Here is a 25731-nt window from a genome sequence, read left to right as displayed (position 1 = left end):
CAGCCGATCTATGACAGGCCGGCATGGGGCGGAATGACCGTTCCCATCCCAGCGGGGCGGCACGAAGGCTGTAGGTGCAAAAAAAGAGATAGGCGGCCCCTTTCGGGAACGCCTATCTCTTTTTGGGGCTGTTTGCAGCAGCCCTTTTTTGACGAAGTAAAAGAGTTTCTTGGAAAGACTGGGAAAGGATCAGCCCATGACCAGATTTGCCACGCCGACGGTGAGGAAGGGCACATAGGTGACCAGGAACAGAACGCCGAAGTTGACGATCAGCAGCGGGACCAGAGCCTTCACGCTGTCGGACAGGGTGCACTTGCCGTAGCGGGAGCCGATGTTGGTAGCAGCGAACAGGCAGACACCGACGGGAGGAGTGCACAGGCCCAGAACCAGGTTCATGACCACGATGATACCGAACTGGATGGGATCGACGCCCACGGCGGTAGCCACAGCCAGCAGGGTCGGGAACAGGATCAGGATAGCGGCGATGGTCTCCATGAACATGCCGACGAAGATCAGGAAGAGGTTGATGAGCAGCAGGATCAGGTACTTGTTGGAGGTCAGGCGCAGCATTGCGTCAGCGATCATACTGGGGATGTGCTCCTTGGTCAGGATGAAGGCAAACACGTTTGCAAAGGCCACCAGAGCCATGATAGCGGAAGCGGAGGAAACGGTATCCTTCAGGCAGGAGTACATCTCCTTGGGGCCCATCTTGCGGTAGATGAACACTGCCACGAACAGGCCGTAGACCACGCAGATGATGGAAGCTTCGGTGGGGGTAACGATGCCGCCCATGATGCCGAACAGGATGATGGCCACCATGATCAGCGCCCAGATAGCTTCCTTAGTTGCATGCAGGACGTGAGCCAGGCTTGCGCGCTTATCGCGCTTGGGGTAGTGACGCTTGACCGACAGCACGTAGCAGGTAGCGCACATGCCGAGGCCCAGCAGCAGGCCGGGGACGATGCCGGCCATGAACATCTTGGAGACGGACAGGCCGGTCATGGTAGCAGCCATGATCATGGGAACGGACGGGGGAATGATGGGGCCAAGGCAGGAGGAAGCGGCAGTGATGGCGACCGAGAAGGGCACGTCATAGCCCTGATTGACCATCATGGGGATCTCAACGCCGCCCAGAGCGACGGTATCGGACAGAGCCGTGCCGGAGATGCCGGCAAAGACCATGGAGGCCAGAACGTTTGCATAAGCCAGACCGCCGGTGATGTGGCCGACCAGTGCATCTGCAAAGTCCAGCAGCTTCTCAGAAATGCCGCCCTGATTCATCAGGTTGCCGGCAAAGGTGAAGCCGGGGATGCACAGCAGGGTGAAGGAGTCCAGACCCTTGAAGAAATACTGTGCAAAGTTGATCATCTGGATGTGGGAACCCAGCATGTAGGCTACGGATGCGAGACCCAGACTGAACGCCACGGGCACGCCGATGGCCAGCGCGACGAGGAAAACGATAAACAGAACTGCAACCATTGCTTAGTCCTCCTTTTCAGCGGTATCGTTCCAGCTCAGCGCAGTGCGGACGATGTCCAGCAGGTAGCTGACAGGCAGGATGATGAAGGTGAGGAACTGGGAGAAGTAGATATACTTCATGGAGATGTTGGTGGCGGTGGAGTTCATCGCAAAGGCGGGGAAGCAGTACTTCGGCTCGGCCATCACCAGAATGACCAGACACATGGCCAGAATGGCGAACTCGATGACAAGGTTCAGCACCTTCAGCGCCTTGGGACTCTTCTTTTTCAAAAAGTCGCCCATGAACTCAACGTTGACGAACTCATGCTTCAGGGCCGCCAGACCAACGCCGAAGGCCACCATATAAATAAAGGAATAACGGGCCAGCTCCTCGGTCCAGGAGGGAGCATTGGGCAGGAAGTTGCGGCTGATGACCTGCACCAGAACGCAGAAGCAGAAACCGATGTAGAAAACGGAGCTCAGCGCATACAGCACTTCCATGTAGCCCTTGATGAACTTATTCAGGCTTTTTTTCATAAAAGATTCGACCTCTCTTTCCTTGAGGGTGGTATGGACGATAAAGAAGGGGCAGACTGCAAGTTTTGTCAGCCTGCCCCGTTGGAACAACTTAACTTATATCGTCAGTCGATCAGGCCAGAGCTTCGATAGCGTCGTAGATCTTCTTCTGGCTGTCGGTCAGGATGGGCAGCACGCCGCTGACCATTGCATCAGCAAACTCCTGAGTATCGACCTCGATGAACTCCATGCCCTGCTCCTGCAGCTGGTTGTAGTACTTTTCCTCGTTGTCCAGGAACAGCTCGTGCTCGTATGCCTGGCACTCGGCACCGGCCTGATCCACAACGGCCTTCTGGCTGTCGGACAGACGATTGTACTGGGCCAGACCCATTGCGATGTAGACCCATGCACGCAGGTGAGCGGTCAGGATCAGGTAGGGGCAGACCTCGTAGAAGCTCTGGGTCTCGATCATGGCCAGCGGGTTCTCCTGAGCCTCGATGGTGCCCTGCTGCAGAGAGGTAAAGACCTCAGACAGTGCCATGGGGGTGGGCTTTGCGCCCAGAGCCTGGAAGGCGGCCACGGTCATAGCGGACTGGGGAGTACGGATGACCAGATTGTTGCAGTCGGCAACGCTGGTGATCTTCTTGGTGGAGGTGATGTAGCGGGGACCACGGGTGAAGTAGCCCAGGCACTTCATGCCGCAGGCCTCCATCAGGCCCTCGAATTCCTGACCGACTTCACCGGTCAGAACCTTCTCCATCTGCTCGTCGCTCTGGATCAGGTACGGCATGCCAATCATGCCCAGATCGGGCTGGTAGGTCTGCATGGACTCGCCAGTAAAGGTGATATCCACCGTGCCGCTGTCGGACAGGATGCCCTGGATCATATCCACCTCGGGGCCCAGCTGGCTGTTGGGGAACACGTCCACTTCGATGGTGCCGTTGGAGTTGGCTTCGCAGTACTCCTTGAACTTCAGAGCGCCCTGATGCCAGGAGTCGCTCTCGTCGTTGATGTGGCCGATGTTGATCACGACCTTATCGCCGGTGACCTCGCCGCCTGCAGCAGTGGAAGCAGATGCAGCGGTGGAGGTGGAAGCAGCAGTGCTGGAGGAGCTGCCGCCGCAGGCTGCCAGACCCATGGCCAGTGCAGAGACACCTGCAGCCTTCATAAAGTTACGACGAGTAATCTTGTGGATACGCATAAAATTCTCTCCTTTTACTTCGTATGACCTTTTCCGGTTATCACGTCCGAACAGCAGGTTCGTGCTTCTGCGGTTCGGTTTTCCTGCAAATATACTAACATATCAGCTGAGGAATGTCCAGTAAAAAAGCAAAGTTTTTTTGCCAAATTCTTAGCCAAATCTTTGTGCGAAATGTAAAAAATTTGAAGCTTGTTGGATACAACAGACGAAACTTTTCTCCGGCAGAGGTGAAAATTACAAATAAATTACAATAAAAATCCTTTCTTTCGCAACGATCCTGTGCGGTGACCGACAAGGGTTGGAAAACACCTGATGATATGTTACATGATTTTCTGGCAATACCAGCGTATGGAAAGGACTGCAAAACCGGGTGCGGAAAGCGCAGCGACAAAAAATGGCTCCCTCCGCAAAAGCGGAAGGAGCCGTAAGAAGAAAGAGAAGAAGGAAAGCTTATCAGCCCATGACCAGATTTGCCACGCCGACGGTGAGGAAGGGCACATAGGTGACCAGGAACAGAACGCCGAAGTTGACGATCAGCAGCGGGACCAGAGCCTTCACGCTGTCGGACAGGGTGCACTTGCCGTAGCGGGCACCGATGTTGGTAGCAGCGAACAGGCAGACACCAACGGGAGGAGTGCACAGGCCCAGAACCAGGTTCATGACCACGATGATGCCGAAATGGATGGGATCGACGCCCACAGCGGTAGCCACGGCCAGCAGGGTCGGGAACAGGATCAGGATGGCGGCGATGGTCTCCATGAACATGCCGACGAAGATCAGGAAGAGGTTGATGAGCAGCAGGATCAGGTACTTGTTGGTGGTCAGATGCAGCATTGCGTCAGCGATCATGCTGGGGATGTGCTCCTTGGTCAGGATGAAGGCAAACACGTTTGCAAAGGCCACCAGAGCCATGATAGCGGAAGCGGAGGAAACGGTATCCTTCAGGCAGGAGTACATCTCCTTGGGGCCCATCTTGCGGTAGATGAACACCGACACGAACAGACCGTAGACCACGCAGATGATGGAAGCCTCGGTGGGGGTGACGATGCCGCCCATGATGCCGAACAGGATGATGCCCACCATGATCAGTGCCCAGATGGCCTCCTTGGTCGCATGCCAGATATGGCTCCAAGTAGGCGGGGTGTTACGCTTGGGGTAGTGGCGCTTGACCGACAGGATGTAGCAGGTAGCGCACATGCCGAAGCCCAGCAGCAGGCCGGGGACGATGCCGGCCATGAACATCTTGGAGACGGACAGGCCGGTCATGGTAGCAGCCATGATCATGGGAACGGACGGGGGAATGATGGGGCCAAGGCAGGAGGAAGCGGCAGTGATGGCGACCGAGAAGGGCACGTCATAGCCCTGATTGACCATCATGGGGATCTCAACGCCGCCCAGTGCGACGGTATCAGACAGAGCCGTGCCGGAGATGCCGGCAAAGACCATGGAGGCCAGAACGTTTGCATAAGCCAGACCGCCGGTGACGTGGCCGACCAGTGCGTCTGCAAAGTCCAGCAGCTTATCCGAGATGCCGCCCTGATTCATCAGGTTGCCGGCAAAGGTGAAGCCGGGGATGCACAGCAGGGTGAAGGAGTCCAGACCCTTGAAGAAATACTGTGCAAAGTTGATCATCTGGATGTGAGCACCCAGCATGTAGGCCACGGATGCGAGGCCCAGACTGAACGCCACGGGCACGCCGATGGCCAGTGCGACGAGGAAAACAATAAACAGAACTGCAACCATTGCGTTTCGACCTCCTTTATGCAGCAGGCTTCTCGGTCCAGCCGACCAGAGTGCGGACGATGTCCAGCACATAGCTGACGGGCAGGATGATGAAGGTGAGGAACTGGGAGAAGTAGATATACTTCATGGAGATGTTGGTGGCGGTGGAGTTCATCGCAAAGGTGGGGAAGCAGTACTTCGGCTCGGCCATCACCAGAATAATCAGGCACATGGCAAGGATGATGACCTCGATGACAAGGTTCAGCACATCCAGTGCCTTCTGATTCTTTGACTTGAGGAAATCGCCGAGGAACTCAACATTGACGAACTCGTGCTTCAGGGCCGCCAGACCAACGCCGAAGGCCACCATATAAATAAAGGAATAACGGGCCAGCTCCTCGGTCCAGGAGGGGGCATTGGGCAGGAAGTTGCGGCTGATGACCTGCACCAGAACGCAGAAGCAGAAGCCTGCATAGAAGACGGAACTCAAAGCGTACAAGATCTCCATGTAGACCTTGATGAATTTATCCAAGCCTTTCTTCATGATCTCAACCTCATTTCAGGATTTACAGCCGCATCAGGCCAGAGCTTCGATAGCGTCGTAGATCTTCTTCTGGCTGTCGGTCAGGATGGGCAGCACGCCGTCGATCATTGCCTTGGCGAACGCATCGGTATCGACCTCGATGAACTCCATGCCCTGCTCCTGCAGCTGGTTGTAGTACTTTTCCTCGTTGTCCAGGAACAGCTCGTGCTCGTATGCCTGGCACTCGGCACCGGCCTGATCCACAACGGCCTTCTGGCTGTCAGACAGACGGTTGTACTGGGCCAGACCCATTGCAATGTAGACCCATGCACGCAGGTGAGCGGTCAGGATCAGGTAGGGGCAGACCTCATAGAAGCTCTGGGTCTCGATCATGGCCAGCGGGTTCTCCTGTGCCTCGATGGTGCCCTGCTGCAGAGAGGTGAAGACCTCAGACAGTGCCATAGGGGTGGGCTTTGCGCCCAGAGCCTGGAAGGCGGCCACGGTCATAGCGGACTGGGGGGTGCGGATGACCAGGTTGTTGCAGTCGGCAACGCTGGTGATCTTCTTGGTGGAGGTGATGTAGCGGGGACCACGGGTGAAGTAGCCCAGGCACTTCATGCCGCAGGCCTCCATCAGGCCCTCGAACTCCTGACCGACTTCACCGGTCAGAACCTTCTCCATCTGTTCGTCGCTCTGGATCAGGTACGGCATGCCGATCATGCCCAGATCGGGCTGATAGGTCTGCATGGACTCGCCGGTAAAGGTGATGTCCACCGTGCCGCTGTCGGACAGGATGCCCTGGATCATATCGACCTCGGGACCCAGCTGGCTGTTGGGGAACACGTCCACTTCGATGGTGCCGTTGGAGTTGGCTTCGCAGTACTCCTTGAACTTCAGAGCGCCCTGATGCCAGGAGTCGCTCTGGTCGTTGATGTGGCCGATGTTGATCACGACCTTATCGCCGGTGACCTCGCCGCCTGCAGCAGTGGAAGCAGATGCAGCGGTAGAGGTGGAAGCAGCAGTGCTGGAGGAGCTGCCGCCGCAGGCTGCCAGACCCATGGCCAGTGCAGAGACACCTGCAACCTTCATGAAGTTACGACGAGTGATCTTGTGGATACGCATAAGAAAATCTCTCCTTTTCATTTGTTTTCATGCCTGCGGTCAGGGTGGAACGCCGCTGCGCCAGTTCATGCAGCCGGACGCCGCGTTCCGTCTGCGGCATGTTTCCCTTGACGATATACTAACATATCAGATTGACAGGAACAATACAAAACGGCGCTTCTTATCTGAATCTTTACCAGCCGTTCCCAAAAGGGGAGCTGTGCTTTATGTTGTATACTAGCCTGAAAAAATGGAGAAATGGAGCATAAAAACCAGAAAAAACAAAAACAGACAGCCCGGTACAGGAGGACTGTACCGGGCTGTCTGTTTAAAAATCCCAGAGAATGCATCTGCAGCGTTCCGCTGTGCCGGAAGGCTGCTGGTAACATTTCAGACGCAGATCATTTCTTTTTCTTCTTGTTTTTTTCGGACTTGTATACCGTTACAAGGCTCTTCAGCTTCACGCCGGTCTCGTGGGTGTCCTCCACCGGGCCGGAATGGAAGCGCTCCTGCTCCAGATAGGCGATCATGCCGTCGCGGTCAAAGCACTTCTGGGCAGAGACGCCGGTCAGCCGGGCTTCCTTGCTGGTGAACACGGCGATCACCTCCACCGGGATGCCGCTCAGCCCGGCCCTGTCCATGGCGCGGCGCAGCAGCATCTGCTGCTTTTCGCTGGTGGTGACAGGGTTCGGGATGCGGTTGTCCGTGTGGTTGATGTGCTGACGCCACTGGTCGTTCGGCTGGTCGCCGGGACGGATCTCGCCGGCAAAGCCGAAGCAGTTCAGGCCCACCACGCCGCCCGGGGTGACCACCAGCGCCAGCGTGGTGGTCAGCTGGCCGTCTTCCTGAATGGTGCCGGGGTACACCAGCGTATAGTGCTGGCGCTTGGTAAAGGTGATGAGCTGCGAGACGATCGCGGTCAGCTCGCCCTGCATACTGTTGTTCACATGCCGTTCCGGCTTTTTTTCCGGCTCGACCTCAAGCCCCAGCGGGCCGCGCTTTTTTTTGCGGTGCAGCGGGGCCATCAGGGCCTGCGTAAAGCTTTTGGTGCCGTTGCGCGCAGCCACCATAGGCAGGATCAGCAGAAGGATCAGGGCCAGAACGACCACAACAAGAATATTCCATGCGTCCAAAACAGTACTCTCCTTATAACTTCAATGTAGTGGGGAGCCGTTTACTCCATCGTGACAACGACCTTCATGTAGCTGCCGGGGTTCTTCTCGATGTCGATGATGGTCTCAGGCACCTCTTCCAGCTTGACGGTCTTGGTGAGCAGCTTGAGCATATCCACCTTCTTGGTGGCGATCAGCTCCAGAGCCTCGGGGAACTCGCCGGCGCTGGTGCGGGCACCGCGCAGGTCGATCTCCTTGCGGGTGATGGTGTCGGTGGGCAGGCTGGTCTCCTTCTTGGGCCAGCCGGTGAAGGTGATGCGGCCTGCATGGCTCACAAGGTCCAGCGTGCTGCGGATGGCGGGGTTTGCGCCGGAGCACTCCATGACCTGCTGTGCGCCCTCGCCGCCGGTGATCTCGTGGACACGGGCGTTGGCATCTTCCTTGCCGGAGTTGATGGTGTACTCTACGCCCAGAGACTTTGCAAAGTCCAGACGCTCCTGCACCAGATCCAGCAGGATGGCGTGTGCGCCGTAGGCCTGTGCCACCATGGCAGCAGCCAGACCGATGGGGCCTGCACCGATGATGGCGCAGTATTCGCCTGCCTTCAGGCCGCCGCGGTGGATGCCGTGCAGGCTGATGGTCAGGGGCTCGGCCATGGCGGCCTGCACCCAGCTCATGCCATCGGGGATCTTGACGAGCATATCAGCCGGGTGGCAGAAGTACTCGGCCATGCCGCCCTCAACGTGCACACCCAGAACGTGCAGATCGTCGCAGCAGTTGGTGCGGCCGATGGAGCAGGGATAGCAATGACCGCAGTACAGGTACGGGTCCACGACCACGCGGTCGCCCACCTTGATGCCATTCTTGTTGTTCTCCGGGATGGAGACGACCACACCGGCCAGCTCGTGGCCGATGACGCGGGGATAGCTCACCAGACCATTGGTGCCGCGGAACGCGCCGATGTCGCTGCCGCAGATACCGGCTGCCATGATCTTGATGAGGGCCTCACCGGGCTTGGGTTCCGGCATGGGGATCTTGACGCAGGAGACCTGCCAGGGTTCTGCAAAGCGGATCGCATTGATTTCAGACATGTGATTGACCTCCTATAGCCAACTGATATGTTACTTGTTGAGCATATTATAACGCCTTTGGGGCGGAAATGCAACTTGTTTTACAGTTTTTTATCCGCAATTTCAGGATTTTAGTTGCTTTTTAGCAAAAAGGCTTTTGACAAGTGATATGTTATGCCTTATAATAGAGAAAACAATATCTTTAAAAGCAACAAACCTTGACCCAGCGCTTTCCTGCCGGAGAGCAAACTATTGTAAGGGGAAATTACCAATGAAAGATGACAAGTCCCGCATCCTGCCGCTGCTGATGGACCCTCGCCAGCCGGACGAGAACAACCGGGCCTACGCCTACCGCATCCTGCGCAAGAATATCATGAACATCCAGCTGCAGCCCGGCTGTCAGCTGAGCGAGGCGGAGCTGAGCGAGCATCTGGTCATGAGCCGCACGCCCATCCACGAAGCACTGATGATGCTCAAGGGCGAATGGCTGGTGGATGTACTGCCTCAGCGCGGCAGCATCGTCTCCAAGATATCGATCCAGTACATCAACGAGGGCTATGCCATGCGCAAGATGCTGGAACCCGCTTTGCTGCGCAGCCTGTCCGGCCACCTGAATCAGGCGCAGCTCAGTGAGCTGCACGGTCTGCTGGAACAGCAGGATGGCTCCGCCTGCATCAGCCACGATGTGCTGGGCGATTACTTCATCACGCTGGACAACGAGTTCCATAAGCGCCTGTATACCTATGCCGGCTATGACCGCATCTGGCAGGCCATGCACAACGTTACTACCCATATGGATCGTGTGCGCTATCTGGACACCGCCCTGTGCCAGATGGATATGGAGACCTTCCGCGTGGAGCATGAGCAGCTGTATAAATATCTGATGGTGGGCCTGCCCAAGGATGTGGATGTGGACGCATTCTTTGAGCATCATCTGGGCGCCTACCGGGAACACTTCCAGAGCCTGCTGGACCGCTTCCCGGATTTCTTCATCTGAGAAGCTGTTTTTGTGAGCAGGGCCGCTTCCGTGAATGGAACGATGCGGAGGCCCTGCCTGCATCCGGGAACCCCTTTTCCCTTGGCATTTCAAGCGGTTCCCGCCGAATTTTCCAGAAGCTCTGTCGTTTTTACCAAAGGGCAGAGCTTCTTTTTGTTTATGTTTTTTGCGGAAAGTGCTTGACAGAAGCTATAGGATGTTATATATTTGAAGCGATGAAACATATAACACAACGCCGGTTTCCCATACCAGAAAAAGGAGAAAGGTGGATACCATGAAAAAACAATACGATGTGGTCATCATCGGCGCGGGCGTCGTGGGCAGTGCCATTGCGCGCGAGCTGTCCCGCTACAAGCTGAGCATTGCAGTGCTGGAGAAGAATCTGGACGTCTGCAACGAGACCAGCGGCCGTAACTCTGCGGTGGTGCACGGCGGTTTTGCCAACCCCACCGGCAGCCTGAAGGCAAAATGCTGCGTGGAAGGCAACAAGATCATGGATCAGCTGGCCGAGGAGCTGAACTTCCCGTTCAAGCGCTGCGGCAAGGTGCTGGTGGGCAACACCCCCGAGGACATGGAACAGCTGGAGCGCACCATGAAGCAGGGTGCCGTCAACGGCTGCACCGGTCTGGAGATGATCGACGAGGCAAAGCTGCATGAGCTGGTGCCCGCCGTGGTGGGCAAGTTTGCCATGTGGTCCAAAAACAGCGGCATCATGGACCCGTTCCTGTATACGGTGGCTCTGGCCGAGAACGCACACGCCAACGGCGTGGATTTCTTCTTTGACCACAAGGTCACGGCCATCACCCGCGAAAACGAGCTGTACTACCTGCACACCGAGCACGGCGATGTCTGCACCCGCTGGGTGGTCAACGCCGCAGGTCTGGGTGCAAAGCAGATCTCCGACCTGCTGGGCCTGACCGGCTACCGTGTCATCGGCTCCCGCAGCAACTACATCATCCTGCACAAGCGCATGGGCAAGCTGCTGCCCATGCCGGTGTACCCGGTGCCCAGCAACACCTATATGGGCATCCACATCACCCCCACCGTGGACGGCAACGTCACCGTGGGCCCGGATGCCGAGAACACCGATGTGCTGGACGATTACAGCGTGCCGCAGGCCAACATGGACAGTCTGGCCGTGGAGGGCGCAAAGCTGTGGCCCCACATCTTTAAAAAGGATCAGATCCGCACCTTCGCCGGCATCCAGCCCAAGTGGGTGGATGAGAACGGCGCCATTCAGGACTGGAAGGTGGAGATCCGGGACGACGTGGCCCCCAATGCCGTCAACCTCGTGGGCATCGAGTCCCCGGGCCTGACCGGCAGCGTGCCGCTGGCCCGCTACGTCATCGGCCTGATGCTGGAGCACGAGAAGTTCGAGGCAAACCCCGGCTTCGACCCGCACCACAAGGGCATCGTCAAGTTTGCAGAGTGCACTCCGGAGCAGCAGGCAGAGCTCATCGCGCAGGATCCTGATTACGGCGAGATGATCTGCAGCTGTGAGGAAGTGACCAAGGCGGAGATCCTGCAGGCCATCCATAACCCGCTGGGCGTCTCCACCATGACCGGCATCAAGTACCGTACCCGCGCCATGATGGGCGGCTGTCAGGGCGGCTTCTGCCAGATGAAGATCGAGAACTTCATCGAGCAGGAGCTGGGCACCGAGCCGGAGGATGTTCGTTACAGCCGTCAGGGCTCCTGGGTCCTGACCGGAACCATGCGGAAGGAGGAGAACTGAGCGATGGAACAGAAGGACGTTGTGATTATCGGCGGCGGCCCCGCAGGTCTTGCCGCAGCGGTGGAGCTGCACAAGCAGGGCATCCGCAACATGATCATTCTGGAGCGCGAGGCGATGCTGGGCGGCATCCTGCGCCAGTGCATCCATGATGGCTTTGGTCTGGGCCGCTTCGGCGAGAGCCTGTCCGGCCCCGAGTATGCACAGGCTTTCATTGATGAGGTGAACAAGCGTGAGATCCCCTACGAGACCAGCGCTACGGTGCTGAGCCTGACGGCGGATCGTGTCGTCACCGCCTCCACCCGCAGCGGCCTGCGCCAGTATCAGGCAAAGGCTGTGGTGCTTGCCATGGGCTGCAAGGAGCGCAGCCGCGGCGCACTGGGCATTCCCGGCGAGCGTCCGGCGGGCGTGTTCACCGCAGGCACCGCGCAGGCTTACATGAACCTCTACAACCGGATGCCCGGCAAGGAGGTCATCATCCTCGGCTCCGGCGATATCGGCATGATCATGGCCCGCCGCATGACGCTGGAAGGCGCTCATGTGCAGGCAGTGTTCGAGCTGATGCCCTACCCCTCCGGCCTGCCGCGCAACATCGTGCAGTGTCTGGATGACTACAATATCCCGCTCTATCTCAGCCACACCGTCACCGAGATCCATGGCCGTGACCGTCTGACCGGCGTGACCATCTCCGAGGTGGACGCGAACCGTCGGCCCATCCCCGGCACCGAGAAGGAGTACAAGTGTGATACGCTGATCCTCTCCGTGGGCCTGATCCCGGAGAACAAGCTGCTGGAGGATGCCGGCATCGCCATTGACCCCCACACCAACGGCGCTGTGGTGGACGAGAACCTGCAGACCAACGTGCCCGGCGTGTTCTCTGCCGGCAATGTGCTGCATGTGCATGATCTGGTGGACTTTGTTTCCATGGAGTCCGAGGCACTGGCACGCCACGCTGCCGCCTACGTTGAGGGCAAGGGCATCGATCCCTGCACGCTGGACGTGAAGTGCGGCGAGGGCGTGGGCCACACCATTCCGCAGAAGGTCAGCGGCAAGAACGACTTTAGCCTGTCGCTGCGCGTGCGGAACCACTACCGTGACTGCCGCATCGTGGTGCGCCAGAACGGTGTGGAAGTTGCTGCCAAGAAGATGAAGAAAGCCATTCCTGCGGAGATGATCCAGTTCAAGGTCTCTGCTGCCAAGCTGCAGGAAACGGGCGCACTGGAGGTGTCGGTGGAATGAAAAAGCAATTTACCTGTATCGTCTGCCCCAACGGCTGCGAGATCGAAGCCGAAGTTGAAAATGGTCAGGTGATCTCAGTCACCGGCCACACCTGCCCCCGCGGCGAACAGTATGTCCGTCAGGAGCTGACTGCGCCCCGCCGCACCATCGCCAGCTCGGTGCTGGTCAAGGGCGGCGAGCTGCCTGTCACCAGCGTCCGCCTGACCCGGGCTATCCCCAAGGATATGATCTTCCCGGTGATGGACGAGATCCGCAAGGTGGTGCTGACTGCCCCCGTCAAGGCGGGCACCATCGTTCTGCACAACGTCTGCGGACTGGACAGTGACGTGATGGTCACCAAGAATGTTGCCGCAAAGTAAATCATCTGCATCGTTCTCCATGATATAAAGGAAAGCACCCGCTGCCCGGTCTGAAAATGCCCGGCGGCGGGTGCTTTTTCGTGCAAACAGAAGGGGACGCCTGCTCTGCCCAAAAGGGTCCCGAAATAACCTTTTTACCCCGAAATGCAGCGGACAGTCTTTTCTCGTGCGGGATCCTCTGCTATACTTATATTGTATTGGTGCGGGGACCAAATGCTTCTGAGACCCGGCACACAGGGAAGGAATGGACTTATGCAGATCAACGACCTTTTTGGCAGGGCAGCTGCCTTTGAAACGGCGCGTCTGCCGGACGGCACCGCGGCGGTGCTTCCGGCAGAGCATGCCGCCGCGCTTTATGTCAATGAACAGCCGGCCTTCCGGGTGGTGTGCACGCCGGAGCTGCTGCCGCAGCTGGCACTGGGGCGGCTGCTGACCGAAGGCTGGATCACTTCGGCACAGGAGGTAGAGCAGGCCGCAGTCTGTGCTGAGGGGCTGAAGGTGAACGTCTACCTGAATCATCGGCTGACGGCCCGCGGTGCAGCGGCGCAGGCGGTGTCCAGCTGCTGCACGGATAATGTCACGCTGAGCAGCCCGGTGGAACTGCCGCCGCTGCGCACGGTGCCGCAGCTGGAGCTGCAGCCGGAATGGCTGGATACGCTTGCCGCCGCCATGAGCGCCGGCCTGCCGCTGTACCGCGCCACCCGCGCTGTGCACAGCTGCTTTGTGCTGCGGCAGGGAACCATCCTCTTTGCCTGCGAGGACATTGGCAGGCACAACGCACTGGATAAGGCTGTGGGCGAGATGCTGCTGCAGGGCGTCCCGCTGGCAGAATGCGTGCTTTATACCAGCGGCCGGGTGCCCGTGGACATGGTGCGCAAGGCCATCCGGGCGGGCGTTCCGGCACTGGTGAGCAAGAGCATGCCCACGATCCAATCGCTGGAACTGGCGCAGGAATACGGCCTGCAGCTGGTGTGCGGCAGGAAACATCCGCTAACTTTAGCAGAATGTGTAAAATGATGGTGACAAAACAGAGAAAGCACGGCTGTTTGCGTTGACTTACCTCCGGTACGGATGATAAAATGATAACGAAGAAACCGCTTCGCTGTTGCAGCAGCAGGAGCGGCTATTTTCATGTCCGGGAAACTTTCCCGCACAAACAAAAACAGGCAGGTGATAACATGAAGCAGGCAACCAACCCGTTTGCGCCCGTTCCGCTGTGGCGTAAGCGGCTGCCGGGCTATGCAGCCATGGGCGCTGCCACGGTTGCCATGGCGGTCGGTCTGATCGCTGTGCAGCACGCGCGCACCACGGTTGCCGGTACCCTGCTGCCGGTGTCGGAGGCGGATGCAGCCGCCTACGGCATCAGCGCAGTGTACCAGCTCGACGACGGCAGCTACCGCGTGGAGGGCACTCAGAAGGGCTTCCAGAGCGATGTGCAGGCTGCTGTGACCCTTGACGCCGAGGGCAATGTTTCCGCTGTGGAGATCCTTTCGCAGGCGGAGACCGACAACCTTGGCGGCCAGTGCGTCAACCCGGAGTTCACGTCCCAGTACCAGGGCGCGGCTCCCTTTACGCTGGCAGGCAAGAGCTACACTGTGACCGATCCGGCCACCGGCGCAGCCTACGCCTCTGCCGGTGCAGTGGCGGAGGACACCACTGCCGCTGAGGAGTTCGATCCCACACAGTGGAACGTGTCCGACACCTCTCCCGAGGCCGAGGCCACCCGCAGGATGTATGCGGCAGGCCTGACCCTCTCGGCACTGAACGGTCAGCCCCTGAGCGATGAGCTGGCCCCGCCGCTGGATTCCAGCGCAGAGGCCGTGGCACGCCGCAGGCTGTACGCAGCTGAGCTGAGCAAGAGCGCACTGGACGGCGAGCCTATGGCGATCCCCTTTGCGGATCTCTCGGCAGAAGAGCAGTCCAAGGCGCGTCTGGCACAGGCCGACCTGACCACGGAGCAGGCCCAGACCGGTGCGGTGAGTGCCGACCTGACCGAGGTGGACGCCCTTTCCGGCGCGACCATCACCTCGACGGCGGTAACGAACATCGTCAACAACTCGTATTTCTATGTGACCGAGGTGCTCTGCGCAGAGTGACCTCAACGGAGGAATGGAAACTATGGCAAAAACCGATTTTCTGACGGCTGACATGACCCGCCGCCAGTTCATGAAAATTTCGGGCAGGAGCCTTGCAGGGCTCACCCTCTCCGCATCCATGCTGTCCCTGTTCGGCTGCTCCCAGCAGCAGGTGGACAGCGGCGCAGTGGCTACCTGGGCATTGCCGCAGGGCCTGCTGGTGGTCAATGCGGATCTGTGCACCGGCTGCCAGCGCTGCGAGATCAACTGCACGCTGACCAACGACGGTGTGTGCTCCTCTTACATCAGCCGTGTCAAGATCCAGCGCCGCCTGAATCTGGACGGCGACGGCAATGGCCTGCTGTCCGGCACCGACAACTGCTTTGTCTACTTCCCGGACACCTGCCGTCAGTGTGAGGACCCCGCCTGCGGCAATGCCTGCCCGCAGAAGGCTATCACCACCGATGACCGCGGTATCCGCGTAGTGGATACCGACAAGTGCATCGGCTGCGGTGCCTGCCATGAGGCCTGCCCGTGGCACATGCCCACCGTCAACCCCGAGACCGGCAAGTCCTCCAAGTGCATCGCCTGCGGTGCCTGCGTGGCAGGCTGCCCGTCCGGCGCTCTGTCCATCGTGGACTGGGATGCCGTCACCAGCGCAGCACAGGCTGCCTACATGGACCTGTAAGGAGGAACAACAATGGCTGAAACTTATGGCTGGGCAGGCAAGATCCTGCGCGTCAACCTGACCACCGGTGAGATCACCACTCAGGACGATGAAAAGTACCATAAATATATCGGCGGCATGGGCATGGCCTACCGCATCATGTACGAGGAAGCTCCCATGGAGCTGGACCCCTATGACGAGAAGGCTCTGGTCATCTTTGGCGTCGGCCCTCTGACCGGTGCCGGCGTGCCCTGCTCCGGCCGCATGAACGTGACCTTCCGCTCTACCTGGTCCAAGGGCCACTCCATCATCGACGCTCACATGGGCGGCCACATCGGCTCCATGCTGAAGTATGCCGGCTACGATGGCATCGTGTTCAGCGGCATCTCCGAAAAGCCCGTCTACCTGCGCATCGAGGACGACAAGGTCTCTCTGGAGGACGCAAGCGAGATCTGGGGCAAGGGCACCTTTGCTGCCAACAAGTGGATGGTGGAGCAGAACGGCCGCGAGTTCGAGACCGCTTCCATCGGCCCTGCCGGTGAGAATCTGGTGGACTACTCCACCCTGAACACCAGCTTTGGCAACTCCGGCGGCGCCGGTCTGGGCGCTGCGCTGGGCAACAAGAAGCTGAAGGGCCTTGCCATCCGCGGCACCGGCAGCGTCAAGGTGGCTGACCCCAAGAAGGTGCTGGAGCTGTCCAACTACATGATGGGCAACCTGATCGGCGGCAACAACAACCACAATGTGCCCGCACAGCCCCAGAGCTGGGCAGAGTACAGCGCCACCTCCGGCAAGAACCGCTGGTCCGGCGCTCCCGGCCGTATGTGGAAAAAGGCTCCCGGCGGCCCCGTGGATACCGGCGAGCAGCCCTACAACGATATCAACAAGGTAGCTCTGCGCTGCTTCAAGGGCTACTTCGACTTCGGCGCTCCCGCTGCCGAGTACACCGTGAAGAACGGCGGCTGCTCTTCCTGCCCCATCCGCTGCTACACCGAGTATGATGTGGACCCGCTGGCAGATTACGATCTGCCCACCCACAACTCCAACACCTGTATGCCCGTGTTGTACGGCACCCGCGTCTACCCGGACGGCGTGCACGACTTCAAGTACGAAGGCGACGGCACCATGGTCATCAATCTGGCATGGTCTCATGCAGTGGACGACATGGGTCTGTGGGACAACTACGGCAACCTGAACCGCGACCTGCTGTGGATCCTGCGGATGCCCCGTGAGGAGGCCACCAAGTACATCAGCGAGGCTGAGTACGATTCCCTGCCCTGGGAGTGGGAGAAGGCCGGCGATCCCCGCTGGGAGGTTGAGCTGATCCGCCGCATGGCTTACGGTGAGGGCGACCTGTCCGTCATCGCCAAGGGCACCCTGGCTATGATGGAAAAGTTCGGCCTGCCCAAGAGCTGGCTGGACCGCGACGATGGTGCTACCAACTCCAACCTGATCTACAACGGCTTCCCCAACCACCACGGCCCTGCTGAGGCATGGCAGGTTGGTATGCTGTACAACCTCGTTTACAACCGTGACTGCATGATCCACGAGATCGTCTGCGAGACCGGTTCCGGTGCTCCCTATGAGGTGACCAAGAAGGTCATGGAAGACTTCTTCGGCGAGGGCTGCTACGATAAGGCCAAGGCCTACACTCCCATCAACGAGAACAAGGCAAAGCTGGCTGCATACTGCGTCAACGACAAGAACTTCCACGACTCTGCCACCCTGTGCAACTGGATGTGGCCCATGACCCAGTCTCCCTCCAAGGAGCGTGAGTACCACGGCGACCTGGACCTGCAGGCAGACTTTATGACCGCTGTCACCGGCGAGACCTATACCCAGGCCGGTCTGCAGGAGGACGGCGCCCGCATCACCCAGATGCTGCGCGCGATGACCGCCATCAGCTTCCAGCAGAACTGCGGCAGCGCAAACCTGCGTCAGGAGCACGATGCCATCTGCGATTGGGTGTTCGATAAGGACCCCGACTTCAAGGCATTCGAGGAAGGCACCACCAAGCTGGACCGCGCCGACATGGAAAAGGCAAAGGATCTGTTCTACGACATCTTCGGCTGGGATCGCACCACCGGTGTGCCCACCCGCGAGACGCTGGAAAAGTATGATCTGGCAGACATGGCCGATGATCTGGAAAAGCGCGGCATCTACGCCCAGAACACCGCAGCAGCTGAATAAATCCCATAGAAAGAGGAACGATCGTCATGTTGTTTGGCAGACGTAAACCCGGCTACACCACCACCGTAGACGGCAGCGTGGACCCGGAGCAGGCCGTTCTGGAACTGCAGAAGGCAGAGCTGGCCGCAAAGAAAAAGCCCAAGGCAGAGGTGTTCGACATCGATGCCGCCAGCGAGACGGCCCGCCGCCTGAAGGAGACCGGCAGCACCTTTGACGGCAGTGCCGCCAAGGCCGGCGAGGATGTGATGGCCGTGGTGGAGCGGGAGACCGCCGAGCTTGCTGCAAAGCAGGCCGCCGGGGCCGCACCCGAAGCCACTGAGGCTGCACAGCCTGATGCTACAAAGCCGGAGCTGCTGGATTTTCTGGCCGCCGAGCCGGAGGCAGAAAATGATCCCTTTGCGGATCAGCCCACCAAGACCGCTCCGGAGCTGCCGGAGCTTACCCCGGCACAGGAACTGGCCGGTTACATTCGCTCCCGCTCTGCGGCTGCGCTGCTGACCCCCCACGCCCTGCTGCTGACCGAGGTGGAAAATGCAGACGAGCTGCTGGCGCAGATGCCCGCAGACCCCCAGTGCGAGGACATCACCACCCGCAAGGGCGCAAAGGATACCTACTACTATTCCAACGCCAACATGAGCGACAACTACGCCATGATCGCGCAGCTCATTGAGGACAAGGATCTGTGTGTGATGTTCGCCGAGATGGTGCGGTTCAATGCCCGCATCTATCCCAGCGCCACCCCGCTGAAGTACTTCCAGCGCTCTCCCTACGGCCTTGCGCCGGAAGTCATCGAGCAGACATGGGAGTCCATGCAGGGCAAGCCGGAGTATGCCGACATTGAGGAGCTGACCAACAATCAGAATGAGCGGTTCCTCTTTTCCACCAAGCACCTCACCCGCCGCTATGCAAAAGCCATCAGCGACGTGGACGATTTCTGCGACTAAAAGCATTCCCACACAACTGAACAGGGTATAAGAGCTTCTTTGAGCAAAGGTGTCTAAACTCCCACAAAGAGCAGGACACCGCGCCGCAATGCTAAGGGCTTGGATCAAAATAGATCGGCCGGCATTCAAGGGTGGAGGGGGAAACCCTGCCGCCTTCCCGCAGAAGAAACGCTGCAATTTGAAAAAAAGAACTCCTCCCATCCACACAGGGCACTTCCCGGGCCGTACCGTCACTGCAAGGACGGCACAGGCCGGGGATGCCGTCGGCAGGGCAGACTGCAAGCTGCCGCTGGCCGGTATGTGCGGATATTCTGCGGAGGCGTTTTGATTTTCGGTCAAGACGTCTCCGCTTCTTTTTCACCTGCCTTTTAAGGTGTACCTGAAAACAAAGAAAATGACGAATATTTCGCAAGCACAAGCGGGATTTAAGGCAAAGAGCCGCAGAAATCCTTTGTGGATTTCAAGGCTGTTTCACGCAAAATCCAGCTGTGTTTGTAGAAATAGACTAAATTTTCGACTTTTCAGATACACCCCGGAAAAAAGAATATCCCCGGCACGCCCCGTCTGAGCCATAGCAGACCGGGTGCAGCCGGGAATTTGGAGGATTTTTTATGAAACAGCCTTTCTGCGCACCTGCCGCTGCGCTGCGCCGCGTGCTGGATGCAGCGGCGGCACTGCCGCGCCCGGCGGTGGAGATCCTGCCGCTGGAAAAAGCCTGCGGCCGCATTGCCGCAAAGGCGCTGTGCGCCCGGATGGACCAGCCCCCTTTTGACCGCAGCCCGCTGGACGGCTACGCCCTGCACAGCGCCGATACCGCCGGGGCCAGCCGCGAAACGCCGGTCACGCTGCCTGTGACCATGAAGCTCTACGCCGGGGATGCCCCCGCCGCCGCCCTGCCTGTGGGCTGCGCGGCCCGCATCATGACCGGTGCCCCTCTGCCGGAAGGCGCGGACTGTGTGCTGATGCAGGAGCTGACCGACAGCGGCGAAGAAACGGTGCAGCTTTATTCAGCTCTGAAACCGCAGCAGAACGTGGTGCTCCGGGGCGGGGATATCGCCGCCGGAGCCATCATTGCCGCCGAGGGCACACCGCTGACCCCCGCCCATCTGGGTGTGCTGGCGGGGCAGGGCTATGCTGAGGTGCCGGTGTACCGCACATTGACCGTGGGCATTCTTTCCACCGGCAGTGAGCTGCTGGCTCCCGGTGAACCGTGGGCTCCCGGCAAAATCTACGATGCCAACGGCATCCAGAACGCCGCCCGGCTGGGGCAGCTGGGCTTTGCCGTGCAGCGGCGGCACTGCTCGGACGACCCGGAGGTCATCGCCTGCCAGCTGCGGGAGCTTTTGACCGGCTGCGATGCCGTCATTACCAGCGGCGGCGTTTCGGTAGGGCAGAAGGACTATCTGCCCGCCGTGCTGGAACGGCTGGGGGCACAGATGCTCTTTGCGGGCGTGGCACAGAAGCCCGGCAGCCCCATGCTGGCGGCAGAGATCGCCGGCAAACTGGTGTTCTGCCTGTCCGGCAACCCCTTTGCCGCAGCGGCAACCCTGGAACAGTACGCCGTCCCGGCCCTGCTGCGGGCGGCAGGGCGCCGGGAGGAAAGCTGCATTCTTCCCCGCACCACCTGCACCCTGACCACCGGCTTTTCCAAATCCAGCAAGGGCGACCGCTACCTGCGGGCGAAAGCGGCAGGCGGCAGCGTGACCATCCCCGGCGAGGGCAGCGCCGAAGCGCATTCGTCCGGCAGCCTTTCTGCCATGATCGGCTGCAATTGTCTGGTAAAGCTGCCCGCAGGCAGCGGCCCGGTGGCTCCGGGCGAAGAAGTGGAGGTGCTTTACTTTGTATATTGAATCCAAACAGGCTCTGGCAGAAGAACTGGAGCTCAAGCGCCCGGCGGTGCTGGCCGTCAGCGGCACACACAACAGCGGCAAGACCACCCTGCTGGAAAAGCTGCTGCCCGTCCTGCGCAGCCGTGGGCTGAAGGTGGGTATCATCAAGCACGACGGCCACGATTTTACCCCGGATGTGCCCGGCACCGACAGCTTCCGTCTGCGGGAAGCAGGGGCCGAAGGCGTGGCGGTCTACTCCGGCACCCGCTATCTGCTGACCGAAGAATTCCGCCTGACCGAGCAGGATCTGCTGGCCCTGTTCGAGCGGCACGGCTATGATCTTGTGCTGCTGGAAGGCTTCAAATCCAGCGGCTGGCCCAAGATCGAAGTGGTGCGCAGGGAGATCGCAGACGCGCCGGTGTCGTTCCAGCCGCTGGCCGTGGTGGGCGACATCCCGGGTGCAGACTTCGGGCTGGAGGACATCCAGCCGCTGGCCGATTGGATCATTGCCCAGATGCCGACTCTGTAAGGAGAAGATAAGATGAAACTGATTCGTACCGAAGACGCGGCAGGGCAGGTGCTCTGCCACGATATCACCCAGATCATTCCCGGCGAGTTCAAGGGTGCCCGCTTCCGCAAGGGGCACGTCATCCAGCCGGAGGACATCCCGGTGCTGCTCTCCATCGGCAAGGAGAACCTCTACGTCTGGGAAAAGCACCCCGGCATCCTCCACGAGGATGAGGCAGCCGCCCTGCTGTACAAGGCCGCTGCGGGCAAAAACATCCACGGCACCGAGCCGAAGGAGGGCAAGATCGAGCTGATCGCGGACTGCGACGGCCTGCTGAAGATCCACCGCAAGGCGCTGCTGGCGGTGAACAGCCTCCCGCAGATGATGATCGCCACCATCCACGGCGACCTTCCCGTGAAAAAAGGCCAGAAGCTGGCAGGCACCCGCATCATCCCGCTGGTGATCGAGCAGGAAAAAATGGACGCCATGCAGGCTGCTGCCGGGGCAGAGCCCATCCTGAATGTGCTGCCCATGCAGGCCAAAAAGGTGGGCATCATCACCACCGGCAGCGAGGTGTTCAAGGGCCGCATTGAGGATAAATTCACCCCCATCCTGCAAAGCAAGCTGGCTGTCTACGGCTGTGAGCTGATCTTCCACAAGGTCTGCGACGACGACCCCGCCGGCATCACCGCCGCCATTCTGGAAGCCAAGGCCGCAGAGTGTGAGCTGATCTTTACCACCGGCGGCATGAGCGTGGACCCTGACGACCGCACCCCGCTGGCCATCAAGAACACCGGGGCCGAGATCATCACCTACGGTGCCCCGGTGCTGCCGGGTGCCATGTTCCTTGTGAGCTATCTGGACGGTGTGCCGGTGTGCGGCCTGCCCGGCTGCGTGATGTACGCCAAGCGCACCATTTTTGACCTGCTGCTGCCCCGTCTGCTGGCGGACGACCCCATCACCGCCGAGGACATCGCCCGTCTGGGCGAGGGCGGTCTGTGCCTGAACTGCGAAGTGTGCCACTGGCCCAACTGCGGCTTTGGGCACTGCTGAAAACCCTCTCAGGCAAAGCCTTTCGGCTTTGCCAACTCCCCCGAAGGGGGAGCTTTACTAAGGTGAAAAAATATGAACGAAAATAATCTGACCCATTTTGATGCTGCCGGAAACGCCGTGATGGTGGATGTGAGCGCAAAGCCCGTCACCACCCGGGAAGCCACTGCCCACGGCATCATCACCATGAACGCCGAAGCCTTTGCCGCCGTGCAGAGCGGCACTGTGAAAAAGGGCGATGTGCTGGGCGTGGCCCGCATTGCGGGCATCATGGCCACCAAGCGCACCAGCGAGCTGATTCCCCTGTGCCATCCGCTGCCCCTGACCAAGGTGAGCATCGAGTTCCGCCTGCTTCCCAAGCAGCAGGCGGTGGAAGCCCTGTGTACCGTCAAGACCGCCGGTGTCACCGGTGTGGAGATGGAGGCGCTGACCGGCGTTTCCACCGCACTGCTGACCATCTACGATATGTGCAAGGCGGTGGACAAGGGCATGGAGCTGGGCGAGATCCATTTAGTGGAAAAGACCGGCGGCAAGAGCGGCCATTACATCCGGGCGGAGGGCGGCTATGTTTGATTCCACCCGGCGCGATATCCACTATCTGCGCCTTTCCGTTACCGACCTGTGCAACCTGCGCTGCCGCTATTGTATGCCGGACGGCGTGGAAAAACTGGAGCGCGAAGCCGTGCTCACCTACGAGGAGTTCCTGCGTCTGGCGGCGCTGTTCGCCCAGTGCGGCATCGACACCGTGCGGGTCACCGGCGGCGAGCCGCTGGTGCGCAAAAACGTGGCACAGCTGGTGGCCGGGCTCAAGGCCATCCCCGGCATCCGCAAAGTTACCATGACCACCAACGGCATCCTGCTGGCGCAGCAGCTGCCCGCTTTGCTGGCAGCCGGGCTGGACAGCGTGAACATCAGTCTGGACACCCTGCGCCCGGAGGTGTTCCGGCAGATCACCGCCCGGGACGATTTTGCGGCCGTGCAGGCAGGCTTGCAGGCGGCGCTGGAAAGCGGCATCCCGGTCAAGTTGAACTGCGTGCCGCAGGCGGGGGTGAATGAGGGCGAGCTGGAAGACCTTGCGGCCCTTGCCGAGAACCGCCCGCTGCAGGTGCGCTTCATTGAAATGATGCCCATTGGCTACGGCGCGGCCATGCCCTGCATCTCCGGCCCGGAGCTGCGGCAGCGGTTTGCCCGCCGCTGGCCGGAGATGCAGCCGCTGACAGAAGCAGCCTTCGGGGACGGCCCGGCGGTATACTACACCGTGCCCAGCTGGCAGGGCAGCATCGGCTTTATTGCGGCGGTGCACGGCAAGTTCTGCGCCAGCTGCAACCGGGTGCGGCTGACCAGTCAGGGCTTTCTGCGTCCCTGCCTTGCCAGCGAAGCCGGGTGCGACCTGCGTGCCCTGCTGCGCAGCGGCGCGGACGATACGCAGCTGCTGGCCGCCATCCGGGAGACCATCTGGGCCAAACCCCGGGAACACCATTTTGAAGACAGTTCCATGCCCGCTACCCGCGGCATGTATCGCATCGGAGGATAAATTTTTATGGGAAAAATTCTGGCCATCTGCACAAGCCCCAAGCGCGGCACCGTTAAGACCGAGGTGCCCAGCGCCGTGCTGACCCCGGAGTGGGGCATCGTGAGCGATGCCCACGGCGGCAGCTGGCACCGGCAGGTCAGCCTGCTGAGCGCGGAAAAGATCGAGGCTTTCCGCAGGAAGATCTGGGTGGACTACGGTGCCTTTGGCGAAAATCTGGTCATTGAGGGCTTCGATTTCCGCAATCTGCCGGTCACCAGCCGGTTCGCCATCGGGGACGTGGTGCTGGAAATGACCCAGATCGGCAAGGAGTGCCACAACGACTGCGTTATCAAGCAGCAGACCGGCGAGTGCATCATGCCCCGGGAGGGCGTGTTTGCCCGGGTGCTCACCGGCGGCGAGATCCATGTGGGGGATGAGGTGACCCTGTTGCCCCCGCTGGAAAACCCGCTCCTGCGGGCTGCGGTCATTACTCTTTCGGACAAGGGCAGCCGCGGGGAGCGGGAGGATAAGAGCGGCCCGCTCATTGTGGAGATGCTTACCGCCGCAGGCTATGTGGTGGAGGAGACCATGATCCTGCCGGACGAAGCAAAGGCCCTGAAGGCACAGCTCATCCGTCTGGCCGACGGCCGTCAGGTGAATCTGATCCTCACCACCGGCGGCACCGGCTTCTCGCCCCGGGATATCACCCCGGAAGCCACCTGTGCGGTGGCAGACCGCAACGCCCCCGGCATTGCCGAGGCCATGCGCTATCACAGCCTGAGCATCACCCCGCGGGGGATGCTCAGCCGCGGCGTCAGCGTGCTGCGGGGCAAAACGCTCATCGTCAACCTGCCGGGCAGCCCCAAAGCCGTGCAGGAAAATCTGGAGTACATCCTGCCCAGTCTGGAACACGGTGTGCGCATTGCCGCCGGTCTGGACGGCGAGTGCGCCCGCAAATAAGGTTTTCCCGCCCTGTTTTCCTTTGCGGGGCGTAGAAATAGAATGTTGTTTTACTTGAAGGAGAAAAACAGATATGAACGACCATCGCATTTCCCGCCGGAGCTTTCTGGCTGCTGCCGGCATCGCCGGTGCAGCCGCTGCCCTCACTGCCTGCGGCGGCGCTGCTTCCAGCACAGCTGCTTCCGTGGCATCCTCTGCCGCCGCTTCTTCACAAGCAGCCCAGAGCGTGGAGCTGATCGTGTTTGCCGCCGCATCCCTCACCGAGACCCTCACCGCCATTGGTGAGACCTACTCGGCAGAGAATCCGGGCGTGACCTTCCGCTTCAACTTCGATTCCTCCGGCACCCTCAAGACCCAGATCCAGGAGGGCGCGGACTGCGACCTGTTCATCTCTGCCGGTCAGAAGCAGATGGACCAGCTGGACATCATGGCTTCGGCCGATGTGAACAAGGACAGGCTGGACTTTGTGGACAGCGACACCCGCGTGGACCTGCTGGAAAACAAGGTGGTGCTCTGCGTGCCGGAGGGCAGCGACAAGGGCATCGACAGCTTTGACGCTCTGGCCGAGCACCTGAAGGCACAGGACATCCTGTTCTGCATGGGCAACAGCGATGTGCCTGTGGGCCAGTACACCCAGAAGATCCTTGCCTACTACGATCTGGACGAGGAGGCACTTGCCGCTGCCGGTGTCATCACCTACGGCTCCAACGTCAAGGAGGTCACCACCCAGATCACCGAGGCCAGCGTGGATGCCGGTGTCGTCTACTGCACCGATGCTTTCAGCGCCGGTCTGACCCCCGTGGATGAGGCCACCAAGGAGATGTGCGGTCAGGTCATCTATCCTGCCGCCGTGCTGAAGGCTGCCCCCAACGCCGAGGCCGCCAAGGAGTTTCTGGCCTATCTGCAGACCGACCGCGCCGCCACCGTGTTCGAGGGCGTGGGTTTCAGCGCCGTATAAAGGAGCA

The 25731-nt window shown here is 60.0% G+C and carries 25 protein-coding genes; 17 read left to right on the top strand and 8 right to left on the bottom strand.

The window, feature by feature from the left end:
• Nucleotides 1-189: 189 nt before the first annotated feature.
• From ACKXF9_RS00205 to ACKXF9_RS00170, 8 genes are all read right to left on the bottom strand, one after another.
• Nucleotides 190-1479: a TRAP transporter large permease gene (locus ACKXF9_RS00205; RefSeq protein ID WP_418264945.1), complete on the bottom strand. Its 1290-nt coding sequence runs from the start codon at nt 1477-1479 to the stop codon at nt 190-192.
• A gap of 3 nt (nt 1480-1482) precedes the next feature.
• On the bottom strand, nt 1483-1995 hold the full coding sequence (locus ACKXF9_RS00200; RefSeq protein ID WP_339396292.1) for a TRAP transporter small permease: 513 nt from the start codon (nt 1993-1995) through the stop codon (nt 1483-1485).
• Nucleotides 1996-2107: 112 nt separating this feature from the next.
• Nucleotides 2108-3175 (bottom strand): TRAP transporter substrate-binding protein DctP, encoded by a 1068-nt coding sequence (dctP, locus tag ACKXF9_RS00195; RefSeq protein ID WP_418264944.1) that lies wholly within the window; start codon nt 3173-3175, stop codon nt 2108-2110.
• Nucleotides 3176-3628: 453 nt separating this feature from the next.
• On the bottom strand, nt 3629-4918 hold the full coding sequence (locus ACKXF9_RS00190) for a TRAP transporter large permease (RefSeq protein ID WP_418264943.1): 1290 nt from the start codon (nt 4916-4918) through the stop codon (nt 3629-3631).
• Nucleotides 4919-4934: 16 nt separating this feature from the next.
• Nucleotides 4935-5441, bottom strand: a complete 507-nt coding sequence (locus ACKXF9_RS00185; RefSeq protein WP_418264942.1) for a TRAP transporter small permease — start codon at nt 5439-5441, stop codon at nt 4935-4937.
• Nucleotides 5442-5474: 33 nt separating this feature from the next.
• A complete protein-coding gene (gene dctP, locus ACKXF9_RS00180) occupies nt 5475-6542 on the bottom strand; it encodes a TRAP transporter substrate-binding protein DctP (protein ID WP_418264941.1) in 1068 nt (355 codons plus the stop codon).
• Nucleotides 6543-6922: 380 nt separating this feature from the next.
• Nucleotides 6923-7654 (bottom strand): nuclease-related domain-containing protein, encoded by a 732-nt coding sequence (locus tag ACKXF9_RS00175; protein WP_418264940.1) that lies wholly within the window; start codon nt 7652-7654, stop codon nt 6923-6925.
• 41 nt (nt 7655-7695) lie between these two features.
• On the bottom strand, nt 7696-8724 hold the full coding sequence (locus ACKXF9_RS00170; RefSeq protein ID WP_249237321.1) for a zinc-binding alcohol dehydrogenase family protein: 1029 nt from the start codon (nt 8722-8724) through the stop codon (nt 7696-7698).
• A 250-nt stretch (nt 8725-8974) separates the two neighbouring features.
• Between ACKXF9_RS00170 and ACKXF9_RS00165 the strand changes: the two genes are divergently transcribed.
• The 17 genes from ACKXF9_RS00165 (at nt 8975) to modA (ending at nt 25724) form a co-directional block, all read left to right on the top strand.
• Entirely contained in the window at nt 8975-9700 is a 726-nt protein-coding gene (locus ACKXF9_RS00165; RefSeq protein WP_418264939.1) for a GntR family transcriptional regulator, read from the top strand.
• Between the two features lie 274 nt (nt 9701-9974).
• On the top strand, nt 9975-11435 hold the full coding sequence (locus ACKXF9_RS00160; protein ID WP_418264938.1) for an NAD(P)/FAD-dependent oxidoreductase: 1461 nt from the start codon (nt 9975-9977) through the stop codon (nt 11433-11435).
• 3 nt (nt 11436-11438) lie between these two features.
• On the top strand, nt 11439-12671 hold the full coding sequence (locus ACKXF9_RS00155) for an NAD(P)/FAD-dependent oxidoreductase (protein ID WP_418264937.1): 1233 nt from the start codon (nt 11439-11441) through the stop codon (nt 12669-12671).
• Nucleotides 12668-13030 carry a DUF1667 domain-containing protein gene (locus tag ACKXF9_RS00150; RefSeq protein WP_249237317.1) on the top strand — a complete coding sequence of 121 codons (363 nt, stop codon included), beginning with the start codon at nt 12668-12670 and terminating at the stop codon, nt 13028-13030. The genes ACKXF9_RS00155 and ACKXF9_RS00150 overlap by 4 nt, the downstream gene beginning before the upstream one ends.
• Nucleotides 13031-13282: 252 nt before the next feature.
• Nucleotides 13283-14047, top strand: coding sequence for a formate dehydrogenase accessory sulfurtransferase FdhD (locus ACKXF9_RS00145; RefSeq protein ID WP_418264936.1), 765 nt, complete (start codon nt 13283-13285; stop codon nt 14045-14047).
• 161 nt (nt 14048-14208) lie between these two features.
• Nucleotides 14209-15126, top strand: a complete 918-nt coding sequence (locus ACKXF9_RS00140) for an FMN-binding protein (RefSeq protein WP_418264935.1) — start codon at nt 14209-14211, stop codon at nt 15124-15126.
• A 22-nt stretch (nt 15127-15148) separates the two neighbouring features.
• Nucleotides 15149-15793, top strand: a complete 645-nt coding sequence (locus ACKXF9_RS00135) for a ferredoxin-like protein (protein ID WP_418264934.1) — start codon at nt 15149-15151, stop codon at nt 15791-15793.
• 12 nt (nt 15794-15805) lie between these two features.
• Nucleotides 15806-17962, top strand: a complete 2157-nt coding sequence (locus ACKXF9_RS00130) for an aldehyde ferredoxin oxidoreductase N-terminal domain-containing protein (protein WP_418264933.1) — start codon at nt 15806-15808, stop codon at nt 17960-17962.
• A 26-nt stretch (nt 17963-17988) separates the two neighbouring features.
• Entirely contained in the window at nt 17989-18906 is a 918-nt protein-coding gene (locus tag ACKXF9_RS00125; RefSeq protein ID WP_418264932.1) for a hypothetical protein, read from the top strand.
• 178 nt (nt 18907-19084) lie between these two features.
• A complete protein-coding gene (locus ACKXF9_RS00120; protein WP_418264931.1) occupies nt 19085-19234 on the top strand; it encodes a hypothetical protein in 150 nt (49 codons plus the stop codon).
• 283 nt (nt 19235-19517) lie between these two features.
• The gene (gene glp / locus ACKXF9_RS00115) at nt 19518-20756 is read left to right on the top strand and encodes a gephyrin-like molybdotransferase Glp (RefSeq protein WP_418264930.1); all 1239 of its coding nucleotides are present in this window, start codon (nt 19518-19520) and stop codon (nt 20754-20756) included.
• Nucleotides 20746-21264: a molybdopterin-guanine dinucleotide biosynthesis protein B gene (gene mobB, locus ACKXF9_RS00110; protein WP_418264929.1), complete on the top strand. Its 519-nt coding sequence runs from the start codon at nt 20746-20748 to the stop codon at nt 21262-21264. The genes glp and mobB overlap by 11 nt, the downstream gene beginning before the upstream one ends.
• Before the next feature lie 12 nt (nt 21265-21276).
• The gene (locus tag ACKXF9_RS00105; RefSeq protein ID WP_418264928.1) at nt 21277-22296 is read left to right on the top strand and encodes a molybdopterin-binding protein; all 1020 of its coding nucleotides are present in this window, start codon (nt 21277-21279) and stop codon (nt 22294-22296) included.
• Nucleotides 22297-22368: 72 nt separating this feature from the next.
• Nucleotides 22369-22866 (top strand): cyclic pyranopterin monophosphate synthase MoaC, encoded by a 498-nt coding sequence (gene moaC, locus ACKXF9_RS00100; RefSeq protein WP_249237308.1) that lies wholly within the window; start codon nt 22369-22371, stop codon nt 22864-22866.
• On the top strand, nt 22859-23827 hold the full coding sequence (moaA, locus tag ACKXF9_RS00095; protein ID WP_418264927.1) for a GTP 3',8-cyclase MoaA: 969 nt from the start codon (nt 22859-22861) through the stop codon (nt 23825-23827). The genes moaC and moaA overlap by 8 nt, the downstream gene beginning before the upstream one ends.
• A 6-nt stretch (nt 23828-23833) precedes the next feature.
• A complete protein-coding gene (locus ACKXF9_RS00090) occupies nt 23834-24766 on the top strand; it encodes a molybdopterin-binding protein (protein WP_418264926.1) in 933 nt (310 codons plus the stop codon).
• 73 nt (nt 24767-24839) lie between these two features.
• Nucleotides 24840-25724, top strand: coding sequence for a molybdate ABC transporter substrate-binding protein (gene modA, locus ACKXF9_RS00085; protein WP_418264925.1), 885 nt, complete (start codon nt 24840-24842; stop codon nt 25722-25724).
• The last annotated feature ends 7 nt before the right edge of the window (nt 25725-25731 follow it).

This window comes from Faecalibacterium sp. 9 (assembly GCF_048320955.1).
GTDB classification, from domain to species: domain Bacteria; phylum Bacillota; class Clostridia; order Oscillospirales; family Ruminococcaceae; genus Faecalibacterium; species Faecalibacterium wellingii.
Note: the sequence above shows the minus strand (reverse complement) of the source record. Positions and strands in the feature narration are given on the sequence as shown.